This is a genomic window from Corallococcus sp. CA041A (assembly GCF_003612075.1).
GTDB lineage: Bacteria > Myxococcota > Myxococcia > Myxococcales > Myxococcaceae > Corallococcus > Corallococcus exiguus.
Genome location: NZ_RAWF01000055.1, coordinates 25748 through 40697, shown reverse-complemented (window position 1 = coordinate 40697; position 14950 = coordinate 25748). Strand labels below are relative to the sequence as shown.

13 protein-coding genes are annotated in these 14950 nt (G+C 69.6%); 8 read left to right on the top strand and 5 right to left on the bottom strand.

The features are described from left to right. The first annotated feature begins 69 nt into the window (after nucleotides 1–69). The 3 genes from D7V77_RS12430 to D7V77_RS12420 all read left to right on the top strand — a co-directional run bounded on the left by D7V77_RS12430 (nucleotide 70) and on the right by D7V77_RS12420 (nucleotide 2699). Nucleotides 70–453, top strand: a complete 384-nt coding sequence (locus tag D7V77_RS12430) for a hypothetical protein (protein WP_120576488.1) — start codon at nucleotides 70–72, stop codon at nucleotides 451–453. Nucleotides 454–478: 25 nt separating this feature from the next. After that, nucleotides 479–2134, top strand: a complete 1656-nt coding sequence (locus D7V77_RS12425) for a sigma 54-interacting transcriptional regulator (protein WP_120576487.1) — start codon at nucleotides 479–481, stop codon at nucleotides 2132–2134. A gap of 64 nt (nucleotides 2135–2198) precedes the next feature. Then, nucleotides 2199–2699 (top strand): hypothetical protein, encoded by a 501-nt coding sequence (locus D7V77_RS12420; protein ID WP_120576486.1) that lies wholly within the window; start codon nucleotides 2199–2201, stop codon nucleotides 2697–2699. Between the two features lie 27 nt (nucleotides 2700–2726). On the opposite strand, the gene D7V77_RS12415 is transcribed toward D7V77_RS12420, so the two are convergent. Then, entirely contained in the window at nucleotides 2727–3359 is a 633-nt protein-coding gene (locus D7V77_RS12415; RefSeq protein ID WP_120576485.1) for a TetR/AcrR family transcriptional regulator, read from the bottom strand. A gap of 80 nt (nucleotides 3360–3439) precedes the next feature. On the opposite strand from D7V77_RS12415, the gene D7V77_RS12410 reads away from it, so the two are divergent. Further along, the gene (locus tag D7V77_RS12410) at nucleotides 3440–4342 is read left to right on the top strand and encodes an SDR family oxidoreductase (protein ID WP_120576484.1); all 903 of its coding nucleotides are present in this window, start codon (nucleotides 3440–3442) and stop codon (nucleotides 4340–4342) included. Nucleotides 4343–4635: 293 nt separating this feature from the next. On the opposite strand, the gene D7V77_RS12405 is transcribed toward D7V77_RS12410, so the two are convergent. The 3 genes from D7V77_RS12405 to D7V77_RS12395 all read right to left on the bottom strand — a co-directional run bounded on the left by D7V77_RS12405 (nucleotide 4636) and on the right by D7V77_RS12395 (nucleotide 9179). After that, nucleotides 4636–5115: a PaaI family thioesterase gene (locus tag D7V77_RS12405; RefSeq protein WP_120576483.1), complete on the bottom strand. Its 480-nt coding sequence runs from the start codon at nucleotides 5113–5115 to the stop codon at nucleotides 4636–4638. Nucleotides 5116–5132: 17 nt separating this feature from the next. Continuing rightward, entirely contained in the window at nucleotides 5133–5477 is a 345-nt protein-coding gene (locus D7V77_RS12400; protein ID WP_120576482.1) for a VOC family protein, read from the bottom strand. Nucleotides 5478–5612: 135 nt separating this feature from the next. Continuing rightward, entirely contained in the window at nucleotides 5613–9179 is a 3567-nt protein-coding gene (locus tag D7V77_RS12395; protein ID WP_233596908.1) for a serine/threonine-protein kinase, read from the bottom strand. A 119-nt stretch (nucleotides 9180–9298) separates the two neighbouring features. Between D7V77_RS12395 and D7V77_RS12390 the strand changes: the two genes are divergently transcribed. From D7V77_RS12390 to D7V77_RS12375, 4 genes are all read left to right on the top strand, one after another. After that, nucleotides 9299–10105, top strand: coding sequence for a S9 family peptidase (locus D7V77_RS12390; protein WP_120576481.1), 807 nt, complete (start codon nucleotides 9299–9301; stop codon nucleotides 10103–10105). Nucleotides 10106–10160: 55 nt separating this feature from the next. After that, nucleotides 10161–11474 carry an AAA family ATPase gene (locus tag D7V77_RS12385; RefSeq protein WP_120576492.1) on the top strand — a complete coding sequence of 438 codons (1314 nt, stop codon included), beginning with the start codon at nucleotides 10161–10163 and terminating at the stop codon, nucleotides 11472–11474. Next, a complete protein-coding gene (locus tag D7V77_RS12380; protein WP_120576480.1) occupies nucleotides 11471–12322 on the top strand; it encodes an aminoglycoside phosphotransferase in 852 nt (283 codons plus the stop codon). Before D7V77_RS12385 ends, D7V77_RS12380 begins: the two co-directional genes overlap by 4 nt. 128 nt (nucleotides 12323–12450) lie before the next feature. Then, nucleotides 12451–13299, top strand: coding sequence for a DUF1206 domain-containing protein (locus D7V77_RS12375; protein ID WP_120576479.1), 849 nt, complete (start codon nucleotides 12451–12453; stop codon nucleotides 13297–13299). Here D7V77_RS12375 and D7V77_RS12370 read toward each other — a convergent pair. Next, nucleotides 13296–14735, bottom strand: a complete 1440-nt coding sequence (locus D7V77_RS12370; protein WP_120576478.1) for a glutamine synthetase family protein — start codon at nucleotides 14733–14735, stop codon at nucleotides 13296–13298. The genes D7V77_RS12375 and D7V77_RS12370 overlap by 4 nt on opposite strands. Nucleotides 14736–14950 lie beyond the last annotated feature (215 nt).

The following is a 14950-nucleotide window of genomic DNA, read 5'->3' as shown; positions in this document are numbered from 1 at the left end:
GGGCGGGGCGTGGCATCGCGGTTGCTTTGGGGGAGGAGGCGTCACCTCAACCCACCTAGGAGCAAGACCATGGGCACTCCCTCCGTGATTTTCGTCGCCAACAACACCAGCGGAGCCAACTGGCTGCCGGGCACTCCCACCATCGACCACGGGGCCCTCAGCCCGTCGGCGCCGCCCAACGTGTCGACGCAGGCGGGCCCGCAGAACCTGTTCACCGCGGAGCCCAACTGGGGGCTGATGGGGGACGAGGGCGCCGTGACGTACTCGTGCGGCGCCAGCCCGTCGACGGACCAGTTCGTGCTGTGGTGGGACAACCGCTGGTCGCACGCCTCCGGCCCTGGCGTCATCGCGAAGAGCAGCAACTACGACATCTCCTCCACGGTGTCGTTCAGCCAGGGCTCCGGCAACTACACCGTCACGGTGAGCCTGGCGCCCAAGGCGGCGAAGCGCTGACGCGCGTGCGGTAGGGTCGTGGGCCATGCCGCACGACCCCCTCGCCGATGTCTCCACTGCCGCGATGAAGGAGCGCGGAGGCTCGCGGGCGGCTCCCCGCGCCGTGCCCGCGCTGACGGTGGTGTCCCATCCGGTGCCCCGGCGCGTGGGGGAGCGGCTGCTGTTGGACGCGGTGGTGGCGGGGCGGACCCTGGCCCTGTCGCGCAACGGGCCGGACTTCGCGAAGCCGGGCAGCTCGCTGGGGCTGCCGCTGGCGGATCCATTCGTGAGCCGCAAGCCGCTGGAGCTCTCCGCCCTGCCGGATGGGGGCGTACGCCTGACGGTGCCGGAGGACGGCACGCACGTGGTCGCGGCGGGCGTGCCGCTCCATGGCGCGAGGGACTTCGGGCCGGCGGAGTTGATGGACGGAGTCGCGCTGGAGCTGTCGGGCCGCGTGGTGCTGCTGCTGCACACGGTGGAGCTGGACGGCGAGGGCATGGCGGACACGCCGGGCATGGTGGGCGAGAGCGCGGGCCTGCGGCGGCTGCGCAAGCACATCGAGCGGGTGGCGGACCTGGACGTGTCGGTGCTCATCCGGGGCGAGACGGGCACGGGCAAGGAGCTGGTGGCGCAGGCCATCCACCAGCTGTCACCGCGCCGGGATGGGCACTTCGTCAGCGTCAACCTGGGGGCCATCCCCAAGGAGCTGGCGGCGGCGGAGCTGTTCGGTTCGCGGAAGGGCGCGTACTCCGGGGCCACGCAGGACCGCGAGGGCTTCTTCCGCGCCGCGCACGGGGGCACGCTGTTCCTGGACGAGGTGGGCGAGGCGCCGCCGGAAGTGCAGGTGATGCTCCTGCGCGTGTTGGAGACGGGCGAGCTGTACCCCGTGGGCGCCAGCCAGCCGGTGAAGGTGGACGTGCGGCTCATCGCCGCGACGGACGCGCACCTGGAGGATCAGATCCGCGACGGGCGCTTCAAGGCGCCGCTGCTGCACCGGTTGGCGGGCTACGACCTGCGCGTGCCCGCCCTGCGGGAGCGGCGCGAGGACGTGGGCCGGTTGTTCTTCCACTTCGCGCGCGAGGAGCTGGCGGCACTGGGAGAGGCGGCGCGGCTGGACACGGAGGATCCGCACGCGGAGCCGTGGCTGCCCGCGCCGCTGGCGTCGCGGCTGGTGCGGGCGGCGTGGCCGGGGAACATCCGGCAGCTTCGCAACCTCACGCGGCAGCTGGTCATTGGAAGCCGGGGGCAGGCTCGCTTGCAGCTGGATCCCCAATTGGAGGAAGCACTGGGCTCGGCGGCGGGAGCGGGGGCCGCGCCGATTCCGCGAGGAGCACAGGCCTCGGCTGGCGTTCCCGCGGCTCCGGCTCAAGGCGCCGACGCCCCGGAGGCGCGCGAGGCGGCGGTGCCCCGGCGCAAGCCATCGCAGGTGACGGAGGCGGAGCTGCTGGCCGCGCTGCGGGCGAGCGCATGGGACCTGAAGGCCACGGCGGACGCGTTGGGCATTCCACGCCCGTCCGTCTACGACCTCATCGAGCGCAGCCCGAACCTGCGCACCGCCGGGGACCTGGGCGCAGACGAAATCATCCGCTGCTTCGAGACCTGCGGCGGCGACCTGGACGCGATGGTGCGCACGCTGGAGGTATCGAAGCGCGCGCTGGGGCGGCGGTTGAAGGAGTTGGGGCTTACGGCGAAGGTCCCATGAACGCAGTGGCACGCTTGCTGCTGAGCCGTCGCGTCATCCGTCTTCATCCCCTGGAGGGTTCCCCATGCGAAGCCGCGTCCTCTTCCCGCTGTGCCTCACCGGACTGCTGCTGGCCTGTGCCAGTGGCGCCCGTTCCACCTCATCCGAAGCCGCGTCGTCCGACAGCGAGCCGGTGCAGCCCTGCACGGTGAACCCGACGCCGCCCCAGGCGGACGTGCTGGTGACCATCACCGCCAGCACGGACGGTAAGGTGCACTTCAGCAGCACGACGGTGAAGGTGCTGCCCGGGCAGACGGTGGGCTTCGTGTCCCAGGTGCAGCAGGACCGGTGCATCCGCGTGCATGAAAGCAGTTTCCTCGAGGACCCTCGGCGGAACCCCCTGTCGGTGCCCGCGTGTCAGGTCGCTTCCTGGACGCTGAGCTCCGGGGATGAGCCGGGGACGAGAACGTCGCTGTGGTCCTGCCCGACGAGCGACTGCTCCAAGTGCACGCAGCCCACGCAGTCCGATGGCATCCGACAGACCATCAACGGCACGCTGGAAGTTACCGGGCGCAACGAGGACTGACGCCCGCGCCCCGTGATGCGGACCACGTCAGGGCTTGCGAGCCCTGACCGGCCTGGCGGACTGCCGTGGCGGCGCGGCCGGAGCCACGGGAGGACTGGTGCTCGCGGTGACGGCCTTGAGCTCTTCGAGGCCGAGCTGGATGTGCCGTGAGAGGTCCTGCGCCTTCGGGTCCTCGAGCCAGCGCTCGAACGCGACCTTGAAGACGGCGATGCCTGCCTCGGCGGCCAGGCTCGCGGTGGGCTCGGTGACGCCGCGCTTTCGAAGCGTGTCCGCGGCGGCCGAGGCGAGGGAGGCCAGCTTGATCAGCTCGCGCTCCCGCAGTTCCGAGTGCGCGGCGAGGAGCGCCTGGCGCGCCCGGGCATGCTCGCGGCGGTCCTTGAAGAAGGGGGCCAGGGACTCGAGGGCGGCGGCGACCGTGTCGAGCGGCGCGGTCCCCTGAGGGGCCTCCGCGATGGTGGAGACGATGCGCTTGTGGAGCGCGTCCGAGCCTCCGAACAGGACCTCCTTCTTATCGGTGAAGTAGCGGAAGAACGTCCGCTCGGTGAGCCCCGCGCGCGCGGCGATCTCCTCCACCGTCGTCCGGTCGTACCCGTGCTCCTGGAACAGGCTCATCGCGGCCTGTGCAAGCCGGTCTCGTGCGTTGGGTTCCCAGCGGCCCATGGGTCCAAGCTTAACCTGATTGCAGTCACTGACATCACTTGTTAGTAGTGATGTCAGTAGCTGACATCAAGGAGCTTTCCATGCGCGTATTCGTGACGGGTGCGTCTGGTTTCATCGGCTCGGCGGTCGTCCCTGAACTCTTGGGGGCAGGGCATCAGGTGGTGGGGCTTGCCCGCTCGGATGCTTCGGCCCGGGCCCTGGAGGCGGCGGGGGCGGAGGTGCATCGCGGTTCGCTGGACGACCCGGACAGCCTGCGTGCGGGAGCGGCGAAGGCGGACGGCGTCATCCACCTGGCGTTCATCCACGACTTCTCCCGCTTCGCGGACTCGGTGCGTGCTGACGCGCGCGCGATTGAATCCATGGGCAAGGCGCTCGAGGGTTCCCAGCGGCCCCTCGTCATCGCGGCGGGGTTGCTGGGCCTGGCGCCGGGACGCATCGCCGTGGAGACCGACGCGGCGGCTCCATCGGGGCGCGGCGCGTCGGAGGCGATGATGCTCGCGCTGGCCGAGCGCGGTGTGCGCACGTCCATCGTGCGGCTTGCACCGTCGGTTCACGGCAAGGGCGACCACGGCTTCGTGCCGCACCTCATCGCTTCCGCGCGGCGCAAGGGCGTGGCCGCCTACGTCGGGGATGGGGCGAATCGCTGGCCCGCAGTGCACCGGTCCGACGCGGCCCGGCTCTTCCGGCTCGCGCTGGAGCGGTCCCCCGCGGGTTCAAGGCTCCACGCCGCGGCCGACGAGGGCGTGCCAGCCCGTGACATCGCGGCTGTCATCGGCCGCCGGTTGGGGGTGCCGGTCGCTTCGAAGACGCCAGCGGAGGCGGGCGACTTCCTCGGCTTCCTGGGGACGCTCTTCGCGATCGATGCTCCTGCGTCGAGCGCCCGCACGCGTGAACAGCTCGGCTGGCGACCCGAAGGGCCCGGGCTCCTGGCGGACCTCGACGACGACCACTACTTCGCACCGGACGCTGGCACGATCCTGTGAGCGCGATGGAGGAGCGCTGGCGTCCCGGTTCTACGGGCCGGGTCTGACACGAGGCCGCTCGGGAGTCGCTGGACCGGCGGCGTCCTGCTGTCCGATGGGCGAGGGGAGGGCGCACGTTCGCGCAAATCGGACGACAAGTCTGTCCGTCCGCACGGATGAGAAGGTGAGAGCCCGGCAGGGCCTCCCCGGCCGCAGCGCACGAACCTGTCCGACAGTCGGACAGGTTTTGGAAGGTCGCTGGCAGGAGGTGGGGAGCGGGGAGGTCTGGGCGACGCTGCCCCGGATGACTCAGCTCAGCCCGAAGTCTCCCGCTGGCTCACGGCCATCATCGTGGCGAGCATGGTCGCGATGGGCTTGAGTCCTGCATCGGTCTCCGCGAACACGTCACCCGTGGTGACCGTGAGCGTCCGGCCGGGCTTCGTCACCCGGCCCTGCGCGATGAACTTCCGGCCCGCGGCGGGCGCGAGGAAGTTCACCTTGTACTCCACCGTCAGGACGGCGGCGTCCACGGGCATCAGCGAGTACGCCGCGTAACCGCATGCACTGTCGACGATGGCCGTGACGATGGCCGCGTGCAGATAGCCGTGCTGCTGCGTGAGGTCCTCCCGGAACGGCAGCTCGATGATGACTTCGCCCGGTGCCACGGAGATCAGCGACGCGCCAATCGTGTCCATGACGCGCTGGCGCGCGAAGCTGTCGCGAACGCGTTGCTCGAAAGCGGCGTCCGCTGGGGTGAAGACCCGCGGTCCAAAGGGTGGCCTGCCTGTGCTCATGGAAATGCTCCAGGTGGTCAGCGCTGGGGGGCGCTGCCGAAGCCGAGCTCGTTCCCGTCGGAGTCCCGGTAGGTGGCCCTGCGGACGCCGTCTTTGTACGTCTCCTGCTTCTCCGCGTGGATCCCCCGCTCGGCGAGCCGGGCCACGAGGCCGTCCAGGTCGTCCACGAAGATCGAGAGGTTCGCGTGGCCCGCGTGCTCGGGGCGTTCATCGATGAAGATGGACCGGTGCTCCGCGAGATCCCACACCGCCTTCGTGGGCGTGGCGACGAGCGTGGGCGGTCCGCCGAACAGTCGCGAGTACCAGTCGCAAGCCGTGGCGTAGTCCGAGACGGCGATTCCGGCGTAGAGGGCGAGCGGCATGCGCCGACGCTATGAACGTTGCATCTGCGCGGCAACACCTGGAGCGGCGAAGATGCCGTGCATTCACCAACCCGCGCCAGGCCGTCATGCGCGGTGGCTCAAGCAATGCCTCCTCACGGCACGCAGTGGGTGCCGTCATTCCGGTGGCAGCTTCGCGAGTGCGCGACGCAGATCATCGCGCAAGATGCTCGCGTCCTTCCACCGGGGGCGCGCGGTGAGCACGGTCTCTGTCAGGGACAGTCCCTGCTGGAGGTGGGCTCGTGTGTCCGGACTGGAGGCCGTCGAGCCCCATTCGCGAAGGAGCGCGCTGTAGGCCAGGCGCGGATCCAGGTTCTCGGGATCCAGCTCAAGTGCCTTCTGGAAATCGCTCGCCGCGGCCTGGAAGGACGCGTCTGGTTTCTGTCCCCGCCGGGCCTCCTCGCGAGCCTGGAGCGCCCGCGCTTCTCCCCGCCAGCGCCATGCCTGTGCGAGTGATGGGTTGAGCTTCAACGCACGCTCCAGCGCCTCCGTGGCCTGAGCGAGCGCAGGTCGTGGATCCTTCCCGTGCCTCAGCGCGTACGCGGCCACGGTGTGGTGCACCTGGCCCAGGTTGGCCCACGGCTCCGCGAGTCCGGGCAGCAACGTGGTGGCCTGCTGGAGTTCGACCTGAGCTTCCTTCGCGCTCGCGGTGGGATCCTGGTCGCGCAGCAGGCGCCAGGTCGCGCGCCACATGCGCACTTCACCCAGGTTGTTGTGCGCGAAGCCCACCTTGGGCGCGATGGCGATGGCTTGCTGGAAGGCCTGCTCCGCCTGGTCCAACAGGGGCTCTGGTGAATCTCCCCGGTCCCACGCCTCGCGGGCCTGGTCGAGCAGGATGGTCCCCACGCCGTTCTGGAGCGGCGGCAGCTTCGCGTTGATGGCGACGCCCTGGCGATAGGCCTCCAGCGCGCGGGCGAGTCCTGGCCCCGCGTCGCCGCCGTGATCTCGCAGGCGCAAGGCGAGCGCGCGGTGCACCTCCGCCAGGTAGAACCACGCGACGACGTGCCCCGGGTCGAGCGTGCTCGCGCGCTCCAGTGCCGTTCGAGCTTCCTCCAGGTCCGCGTCCTTCGACGGTGCGCGCGGATGGTTGGCCCGGTTCACGTAGGCCGTGCCCAGGTTGATCCACGCATCCGGCCGCTTCGCGTCCAGCGCCAACGCCCGTCGGTAGGACGCGATGGCCTGTTGCCGGAAGGGCAGCGAGTCCCCGCCTCGCCCGTCCTCTGAATCCGCCCACACCTTGAAGACGAGCCCCAGGTCCAGGTGGAAGTCGTAGTCGCGCGAGGACTCGGGAATGGATTCGAAGGCGGCGACGGCGGCCCGCAGTTGTTCGCGCGGATCCTCGTTCCGGTCCTGACGGTACCGGGCCCACTGCCACCAGCCCATGGCCAGCGCGTGGCGCGCCTCCACCTTCTCGGGAGCAAGCCGCAGCGCCTCCTTCGCCGCGTCGAGCGTGCGTGTGAGGAGCGGCTCCACGTCGCCTCCACTGCTGAGGCTCGCCTGCGCAAGGCTCCGGTGGAGCAGGGCCTCCAGCACCCAGGTATCCGCTTCATCGGGAGCCGCCGTGCGCGCGCGGGAGACGGCCTCCATCCCGCGCGTGTACGCGGGCAGCACGTCTCCCTTGCCGGACAGTTCCTGGAACAAGGCCTCCTGCTCCAACTCCGCCCGCGCTCGGTGCACGGCGGACACACTGCGGCCGATGTCCGCCGCCGCGTCGTAGGCCCGCCGTCCGGCCTCCAGGTCGTCCCGGGCCGCGTCGCGTTCACTCGCCAGGGCATGGCGCACGGCGCGAGCGAGCAGCACGTCGCCCCGGAGCCGTGGCGCTTCGTGGAACCACGGCAGCCGCGCGCCCAGCGCGTCCAGTGACTTCAGCGCGTCCTCGAAGCGTTCCTGATGGAAGGCGCGAAGGGCCTCCGCGTATTCGGGGGCGGGCACCTCCGCGCCTCGGCCCTGCTCCAGGAAGGCCAGTGCCGGGTCACGAGAGTGCGTCCAGGCTTCGCGCCGCTTCGCCTCGCGGCTGGCCGCGTCCGGGATGCGGTCCGCCTCCAATCGCTCGCGCTGGTAGCGATGGCCCAGCACCAGCGCGAGCGCATACGCCACGCGAGGCTCACGGAAGCCCTTCGCCCAGGCGGTCTCCAGGTGCGTGAGCGCGGACTCCTCGTCCCCCAGCGCCAGGAACCCGCGCCCCAAGGCGTAATGGCCCGGGCTTTCCGCGACGGGACCTGCGTCGCGCATGGAGGCTTCGATGTCACGCATGCGGGCGCGCATCGCCTCGCGGTCCGGCCGCGTGTCGTGCAGGGGCGCCTGGCCGGAGTAGCGGGCCTGGGCCTCGATGCGTTCGACGCCCTCGGTGAAGCGCCGGGTCAGGGCCTCGCGCCGAGACACTTCCCGCCGGGCCATCACGCCCTGGCCCACGGCGCCCGCCACGGCGAACCCGGTGATGCTCGCGACGACGACGGCGACCCTGTGACGGGCCATCCACTTGCGCACGCGGTACGTAGGGCCCGTGCGCGCGAGCACCCGGTCGCCTTCGAGGAACCGCGTGAGGTCGTCCGCCAGTGTCCTCGCGGATCCGTAGCGCCGCGAGCGGTCCTTCTCCAGACACTTGAGGACGATGGCCTCCAGGTCCGCCGGAATCCCGGCGTCCAGCTCCCGAGGACGGCGAGGCTCCTGGGTGGCGATGCGGCCGAGCACCTCCAATCCATTGGCACCGGTGACAGACGGTTGGCCGGTGAGCAGGTGGTACAGCGTGGCGCCCAGGCTGTAGATGTCCGCGCGCCGGTCCAGCCGGGTGACTTCGCCCCGAGCCTGTTCGGGGGCCATGTACTGGGGCGTGCCCAGCACGGTACCGGTGGCGGTGGCGGCATCGTCACTGGACCAATCGCGCGCCAGGCCGAAGTCCATGACGTAGGGGCGCAGGGCGCCGTCCTCGCCACGCTCCACGAGGATGTTGGAGGGCTTGAGATCACGATGCACGAGCCCGGCCAGATGGGCCGCGTGCACGCCCAGCGTGGCGTCACGGAGCACGAGCGCCTTCTGCTCCACGGACAGCGTGCCGGCGAGCGTGTGCAGCGGCGCCCCCGCGATGTACTGCATGGCGATGTACGCGCGGCCCTGGACTTCACCGACCTCGTACACGCGGCAGACGCGTTCGTGGTCCACGCGGGCCTGGGCTCGGGCCTCGGAGATGAAGCGGCGGGACAGCTCCGGGTCCTCGTCGCGAACGAACTTCAGCGCCACGTCGCGGTGCAACCGCAGGTCCCGCGCGAGGAAGACGCGCCCCATGCCGCCCTGACCCAGGAAGCGAATGGGCCGGTAGAGCGTCCAGTGCGGCACCGGAAACGCGGGACCGTCCACCACGGCGGCGGGGGCCGCGCCTGGAGGCAACGTGTCGTCGGCGGTGTCTGGCGGATGCGCCACGCGCTCGGGCGTGGCGTGCGGCGCACCGTCGCGCGGACGTTCCTCCTCGATGGGAGGTGCATGCGGTGCGCTGTCGCGCGGGGACTCTCCCTTGCTCGCGGGGAGCGGCGTCTCCACCTCCAGGCTTCGGCGCAGCGACACGAGCGAATCCCCGGTGAGCCGCCCCCGCTCCACGAGGAGCTGCAACGGGGACACTCCGCGCCGCCCCGCCTCCTCGCGCAGGGCGTCCACGTCCTCACGGGAGAGCAGGCCTTCGGCCAGGGCCATGCGCAGCTCCGCTTCATTCGCCTCAAGCACGCGGGGAGCGTACCGGAGCCCCCGGCCTCCACGCACGGCGGCGCGGCGCGACTTGCGGTGCCCGGCCGCCCGTTCCCAAGATGCGCGGCATGAGCTCCATGTGGGTCCTGGAAACGCCGCAGCCGCCGCCGGACGCGCGCATCGCCTATGGCGAAGCCCCGCAGCAGTTCACCGAGCTGCGCAAGCCCAAGGGCAAGGGCCCGCACCCCGTGGTCCTCTTCGTCCACGGCGGCTTCTGGCGCGCGGAGTACGGCCTGGAGCACGCGGGCCACCTGTGCGCGGACCTGACGAAGCGCGGCTTCGCGACGTGGAGCCTGGAGTACCGGCGCGTGGGCCAGGACGGCGGCGGCTTCCCCGGCACCCTGGAGGACGTGGCCTCCGCGGCGGACCACCTGATGAGCGCGGCTCCGTCGCTGGGGCTGGACCTCTCCAACGTGGTGGCCATGGGCCACTCCGCGGGCGGACACCTGGCCATGTGGCTCGCCGCGCGGCACCGCCTCACACCGAAGCATCCGCTGTACCGCGATGCCCCGCTGAAGCTGAAGGGCGTGGTGTCCCTGGCCGGCGTGCTGGACCTCGCGCAGGGCGCCGCGCTGGACCTGGGCAACGGCATCGTGAAGACCTTCATGGGAGGCACCCCGGAACAGGTCCCGGAGCGCTACGCCGTGGCGTCCCCCGCCGCGCTCCAGCCCCTGAAGCTGCCGCAGGTCCTCCTCCATGGCACCGAGGACGACACCGTTCCGCTGAAGGTCAGCGAGGGCTTCCACGCCCGGGGCATCCAGCAGAAGGACCCCGTGCACCTGGTCCCCCTGAAGGGCGCGGGCCACTTCGAGCTCATCGACCCGCGCTCCAAGGAGTGGCCCCGCGTGGTCCAGGCCGTGCGCACCCTGCGCTGAGCGACAATGCCAGTCGGGCATCCCTGTCGTCGTATGCACTGGTATCGTGCCGTTCATGTACCTGAGCCGAATCTCCATCCGGAACTTCCGCGGCATCGAGGAACTCGACTGGGAGTTGCCGCCCAAGGCTCCACGAGCCGGGTGGCATGTGTTCATTGGAGACAACGGAGTGGGGAAGAGCTCCGTCCTGAGGGCCGCGGCACTCGCGCTCGTCGGATGGGAAGAGGCGCCCATGCTGCGCCTCAACTGGAATGACTGGGTGCGCTTCGGTACCAGTTCGGCGAAAATCCATCTCCGGGTCGAAACCGATCCGAAGGCGGATCGGCTTCCCGACCGGTCCACCGTGAAAGGGCCGCTGCGCGTGGGCGTCGACGTGCTCCGTCACCCCAAACCGCGGGTCGTCGGGTCCCCGCAGTGGAGGACGCGCGGCGCGCCGCCCGAGTCGAACATCTGGTGGAGCCCGCACGGATGGTTCTCGGCGTCCTACGGGCCGTTCCGCCGATTCACCGGCGGTGACCGGGAGTGGGAGAAGCTCCTTGAGGCGCAGTCGCGCGTGGCTCGCCACCTCTCGATTTTCGGCGAGTCGGTGGCGTTGACGTCCGGTCTCAGGTGGCTGTGCGAGCTCGCGCTGCTCGAGTACACGCCGGGAGGACGGCGGAAACCGAGCGCTGCACCCGTGACCGTGGACAAGGTGATCACGTTCGTGAACCAGCCCGGGTTTCTTCCCCATGGGATGCATATCGACGAAGTCACACCGCACGAGGTCGTGTTCCGCAATGCCTCCAAGGCGCGCGTGCCAGCGGAGAACCTGAGCGACGGGTACCGTGCCGTCCTCAGCATCACGTTCGAATTGCTCCGGCAGCTCTCGCTCGCGTACCCCAAGCTCGCGCTCTTCGACAAGACGGGGAGTATCGTCTCCCGGCCCGGCGTCGTGATGATTGATGAGGTCGATGCACATCTTCATCCGACCTGGCAGCGGGAGATTGGCCCCTGGTTCTGCAGGCACTTTCCCAACATCCAGTTCATCGTCACGACCCACAGCCCGCTGGTCTGCCAGGCGGCGGAGTCTGGCACCGTGTTCAAGCTCGCCGCGCCGGGTGCTGACGAGGAGTCGCGGTTCCTCACTGGCCTCGACCGGGAACGTCTTGTCTTCGGCAATGTGCTTGAGGCTTTCGGAACCGGTGCTTTTGGTCTGCAGCGGACGACCCGCTCGCGCACGTCGCAGGCGCGCGTCGATGAGCTCGCGGGCCTGAACGCCAAAGAACTGACGGACGGACTGACGAAGAAGGAGATGGCGCGGCAGCAGGAACTGCGGCGGTCCTCCCCGACCGTCGCGTACGTTTCGGAGCCGCGGGAGCCGAAGGCATGATCCGGCTGTCCCCATTGCGCCTCGACACGAAGGTCGCGAAGCGGCTGAAGGCGTATCAGCGCGAGGTCCTCGCCCTTCGCGGCTACACCGCCCGCGTCGCGGAGGCGAAGCGGCTCTTCTCCCGGTACAATGCAAAGAAGAACGCGACCTTCACGAGCGTGAAGGAGGTTCTCACGCGAATGTGTTCCGGCGCACGGCGCTGTTCCTACTGTGAAGACTCCGTGGCCGACGAGGTCGAGCACATCTGGCCGAAGGATCTCTATCCGGAGCGTGCCTTTGTCTGGGACAACTACTGCTACGCGTGCGGTCCCTGCAACGGTCCGAAGAACAACCAGTTCGCGGTCTTCGTCGGCACGAGCCGCAGCCCCACGCTGCTCGCCCACCCCAAGCGCAAGAAGGGCCAGCCCGCGCCCACGCTCAAGAAACCTGCCGCCGGCAAGCCGGTGCTCCTCGACCCGCGCAAGGATGATGCCACGCAGTGGCTGACGCTCGACATCCTCAACACCTTTGAATTCGTCGTGACAGCGAAGGGCAGGACGCGCGACGAGGCCCGGGCGAAGTACACGCTGAATGTGCTCGGACTCAATCGTGTCCCCCTACCGACCGCTCGTAAGCAGGCCTTCGACGGGTATCGGGCGAGGCTGGGGGAGTACTGCGCGGAGAAGCGCGCAGGTGCGTCCGCCAAGCGTCTGAAGCTGCTGCGAGACGCGCTCCTGCAGATCAGCCACCCGACCGTGTGGGTCGAAATGAAGCGGCACCACGCGAAGGTTCCCGCGTTGAAGTCGCTCTTCGCCGAGGCGCCCGAGGCGCTGACCTGGGTGCCAATCCCGGGCGCTGCCGCTCCCTGAGCGGCCAGCCAGCCGGGCCCTCTGCTCCCGGTCCGGATGGGGAACCGGGGGGAGCGCCTTGCGTCCGTTCGCGCCGCCGGATGCGCACCCTGTCCTTTCGGTCCAGAAGGCCGGGAGGAGCAGACCGCATGGCGACGATGGACGTGATGCGCGGGCCGGGCATGGAGCGGCTGTCGCGCGGCGCGAAGGAAGCCGCGAACCACCCGTGGGCGAAGAAGCTGGGCCGCATGGGCTACGCGGCCAAGGGCTGCGTCTACGCCATCATCGGCGTGCTCGCGCTGAAGCTCGCGGCGGGCGAGGGCGGACGCGCCACGGACAGCCATGGCGCTGTCTCCACCGTGGCGCGCGGGCCCTTCGGCATGGTGCTCCTGTCGCTGCTGGCCGTGGGCCTCGTCGGCTACGTCATCTGGAGATTCGCGCAGGCGTTCGCGGACACGGAGGACAAGGGCTCGGACGCGAAGGGCATCGCCACGCGCGCCATGTACTTCGTGAGCGGCGTCATCCACGGCTCGCTGGCGCTGTTCGCCGTGAAGACCGTGGTGGGCGCGTCACAGGGGAAGGGCAAGGGCACCCAGGGCTGGACGGCGACGCTGATGGAGCAGCCCTTCGGCCGCGTCCTGGTGGTGCTGGTGGGGCTGGGCATCGTCGGCTTCGCGCTGAAGCAGTTCCACACGGCGTGGAAGGCGAAGTTCCGGGAGAAGCTCACGCTCACGGGCCTGGCGGCGGCGCATCAGCACCGCGTGGAGCGGGTGTGCCAGTTCGGCATCGCCGCGCGCGGCGTGGTGTTCGCCGTCATCGGCGGCTTCCTGGTGCTCGCGGGCGTGGACGCGAACCCGGGCGAGGCCAAGGGCCTGGGCGAGGCCCTGGCCGTCGTCGCCCGCCAACCCGCGGGCGACGTGCTGCTGGGAGTGGTGGCGGCGGGCCTGGTGGCCTACGCCGCCTACCTGTTCCTCCAGGCGCGCTACCGCGAACTCTAGAAGAGGTTCCAGAGGTACTGGTTCGTCACCTCATGGTGGAACTGGATCTCCGCGTCCTTCACGCGGGTTCCCAGCTGCTTGGGGCAACGGTCCGCGGAGGACACCTTCAGCTCCGCGTACTTGCCCTGCACCTGCTCACCCAGCGTCTGCGCGATGAACTGGCTGCCCTTGAAGAAGCGCACCGCGTCGTAGATGTTGTCCGGCAGGAAGCGCGTGCGGCTGCGCTTGGTCTCCGCGTCCTCCTGCGGCTGCGGGCCCTCCAGGCCGGTCTTCAGCAGCGTGAAGAGCACCATGTACGGGTTCGCGTCCGGCGCCACCGAACGGCACTCGACGCGCGCGCTGCGCTCGTTGCCGAACGGGATGCGCACCATGGCGCCGCGGTTGTTCGCGGAGGCCTTGATCTGGTTGGGCGCCTCGTAGTGCGGATCCAACCGGCGGTACGAGTTCACGCTGGAGTTGAGCACCAGGCAGATGTCGTTCGCGTTGTTCAGGATGCGGTCGATGAACTCCCAGCCCATGGACGACAGGCCGTCCTGACCGCCCTTGTCGTAGAAGAGGTTCTTGTTGTTCTTCGACAGCGACATGTTGATGTGCATGCCGTTGCCGTTCACGCCGGTGACGGGCTTGGGCAGGAAGCTGGCCGTCAGCCCCTGCTGCGCGGCGACCTGGCGGCAGAGCAGCTTGTAGAGCTGGATCTGGTCGGCGGCGACCAGCGCCTCGCTGTAGGAGAAGTTCATCTCGAACTGGGAGGGCGCCACCTCCGGGTGGTCCTTCTCGTTCTCGAAGCCCATGGCGCGCTGCGCTTCCGCGGCCTTGTCGATGAAGGTGCGCAGCCCGTCGCCCGGCAGCGCGTGGTAGTAGCCGCCGATGGAGATGAACTCGAACTTGCCCTCTTCGTGGTAGTGGCGCTCGGCGTCACGGCTCTTGAAGAGGAAGCCTTCGATTTCCGGCGCCGCGTGGAACACCGTGCCGTCCTTCTGGAACAGCTGCTCGGTGGCGCGCTTGAGCTGGCCGCGCATGTCCGAGTGGTACGGCGTGCCGTCGCGCTCCAGCACTTCGCAGAACGCGAGCACCTTGCCGGGGCCGAAGATGTCGGACGGCAGCCAGTAGAACGCGCTCCAGTCCACGTTCAGGCGCAGGTCGCTCTCCGCCTGCGCGGAGAAGCCGCGGATGGAGGAGCCGTCGAAGGTGAGGTTGTCCGCGCTCTTGAGGAGGAACTTCTTGTCGTAATCCAGCATGTGCAGCCGACCTTCCAGGTCGGTGAAGCACACGGTGACGGCCTTGATGCGCTTCTCGTCGGTCAGGTACTTGATCCGCTCCTCGCGAACCTTGTCCGGCGACTCGCGCTTGATGCGCTGGCGCTTCACCTTGAGGTTGAGTTCCTCCAGCTCGTCGTAGGGAATCTCCAGGAAGTCCCGCAGCGGCTTCTGCTCCATGGTCCTGCCTCCAGGCGTGTCCCCGGTTCCGGAGTACCGGCGGGAACATCAAAATCGCGGTCGCAGGTATTTACATTCCGCGACCCAAAATCAAGCCTAATTTAGGCGGACTGAAGGCTAAAGGTCTTGTCGGGTCGCGCACGGACGCCTGAACGTCAAGGGACGGGGTGTCTGACGCCCCGGCCAGTGGACACTGCGCGCCGCGCTGCGTTGGT

What these genes read in the sequence shown, in the direction of transcription:
- D7V77_RS12390 (WP_120576481.1), top strand. Translation starts at nt 9,299, where the DNA reads ATGAGCTCCATGTGGGTCCTGGAAACGCCGCAGCCGCCGCCGGACGCG.
- D7V77_RS12395 (WP_233596908.1), bottom strand. Translation starts at nt 9,179, where the DNA reads ATGGCCCTGGCCGAAGGCCTGCTCTCCCGTGAGGACGTGGACGCCCTG.
- D7V77_RS12415 (WP_120576485.1), bottom strand. Translation starts at nt 3,359, where the DNA reads ATGGGCCGCTGGGAACCCAACGCACGAGACCGGCTTGCACAGGCCGCG.
- D7V77_RS12375 (WP_120576479.1), top strand. Translation starts at nt 12,451, where the DNA reads ATGGCGACGATGGACGTGATGCGCGGGCCGGGCATGGAGCGGCTGTCG.
- D7V77_RS12400 (WP_120576482.1), bottom strand. Translation starts at nt 5,477, where the DNA reads ATGCCGCTCGCCCTCTACGCCGGAATCGCCGTCTCGGACTACGCCACG.
- D7V77_RS12405 (WP_120576483.1), bottom strand. Translation starts at nt 5,115, where the DNA reads ATGAGCACAGGCAGGCCACCCTTTGGACCGCGGGTCTTCACCCCAGCG.
- D7V77_RS12380 (WP_120576480.1), top strand. Translation starts at nt 11,471, where the DNA reads ATGATCCGGCTGTCCCCATTGCGCCTCGACACGAAGGTCGCGAAGCGG.
- D7V77_RS12425 (WP_120576487.1), top strand. Translation starts at nt 479, where the DNA reads ATGCCGCACGACCCCCTCGCCGATGTCTCCACTGCCGCGATGAAGGAG.
- D7V77_RS12370 (WP_120576478.1), bottom strand. Translation starts at nt 14,735, where the DNA reads ATGGAGCAGAAGCCGCTGCGGGACTTCCTGGAGATTCCCTACGACGAG.
- D7V77_RS12385 (WP_120576492.1), top strand. Translation starts at nt 10,161, where the DNA reads ATGTACCTGAGCCGAATCTCCATCCGGAACTTCCGCGGCATCGAGGAA.
- D7V77_RS12420 (WP_120576486.1), top strand. Translation starts at nt 2,199, where the DNA reads ATGCGAAGCCGCGTCCTCTTCCCGCTGTGCCTCACCGGACTGCTGCTG.
- D7V77_RS12410 (WP_120576484.1), top strand. Translation starts at nt 3,440, where the DNA reads ATGCGCGTATTCGTGACGGGTGCGTCTGGTTTCATCGGCTCGGCGGTC.
- D7V77_RS12430 (WP_120576488.1), top strand. Translation starts at nt 70, where the DNA reads ATGGGCACTCCCTCCGTGATTTTCGTCGCCAACAACACCAGCGGAGCC.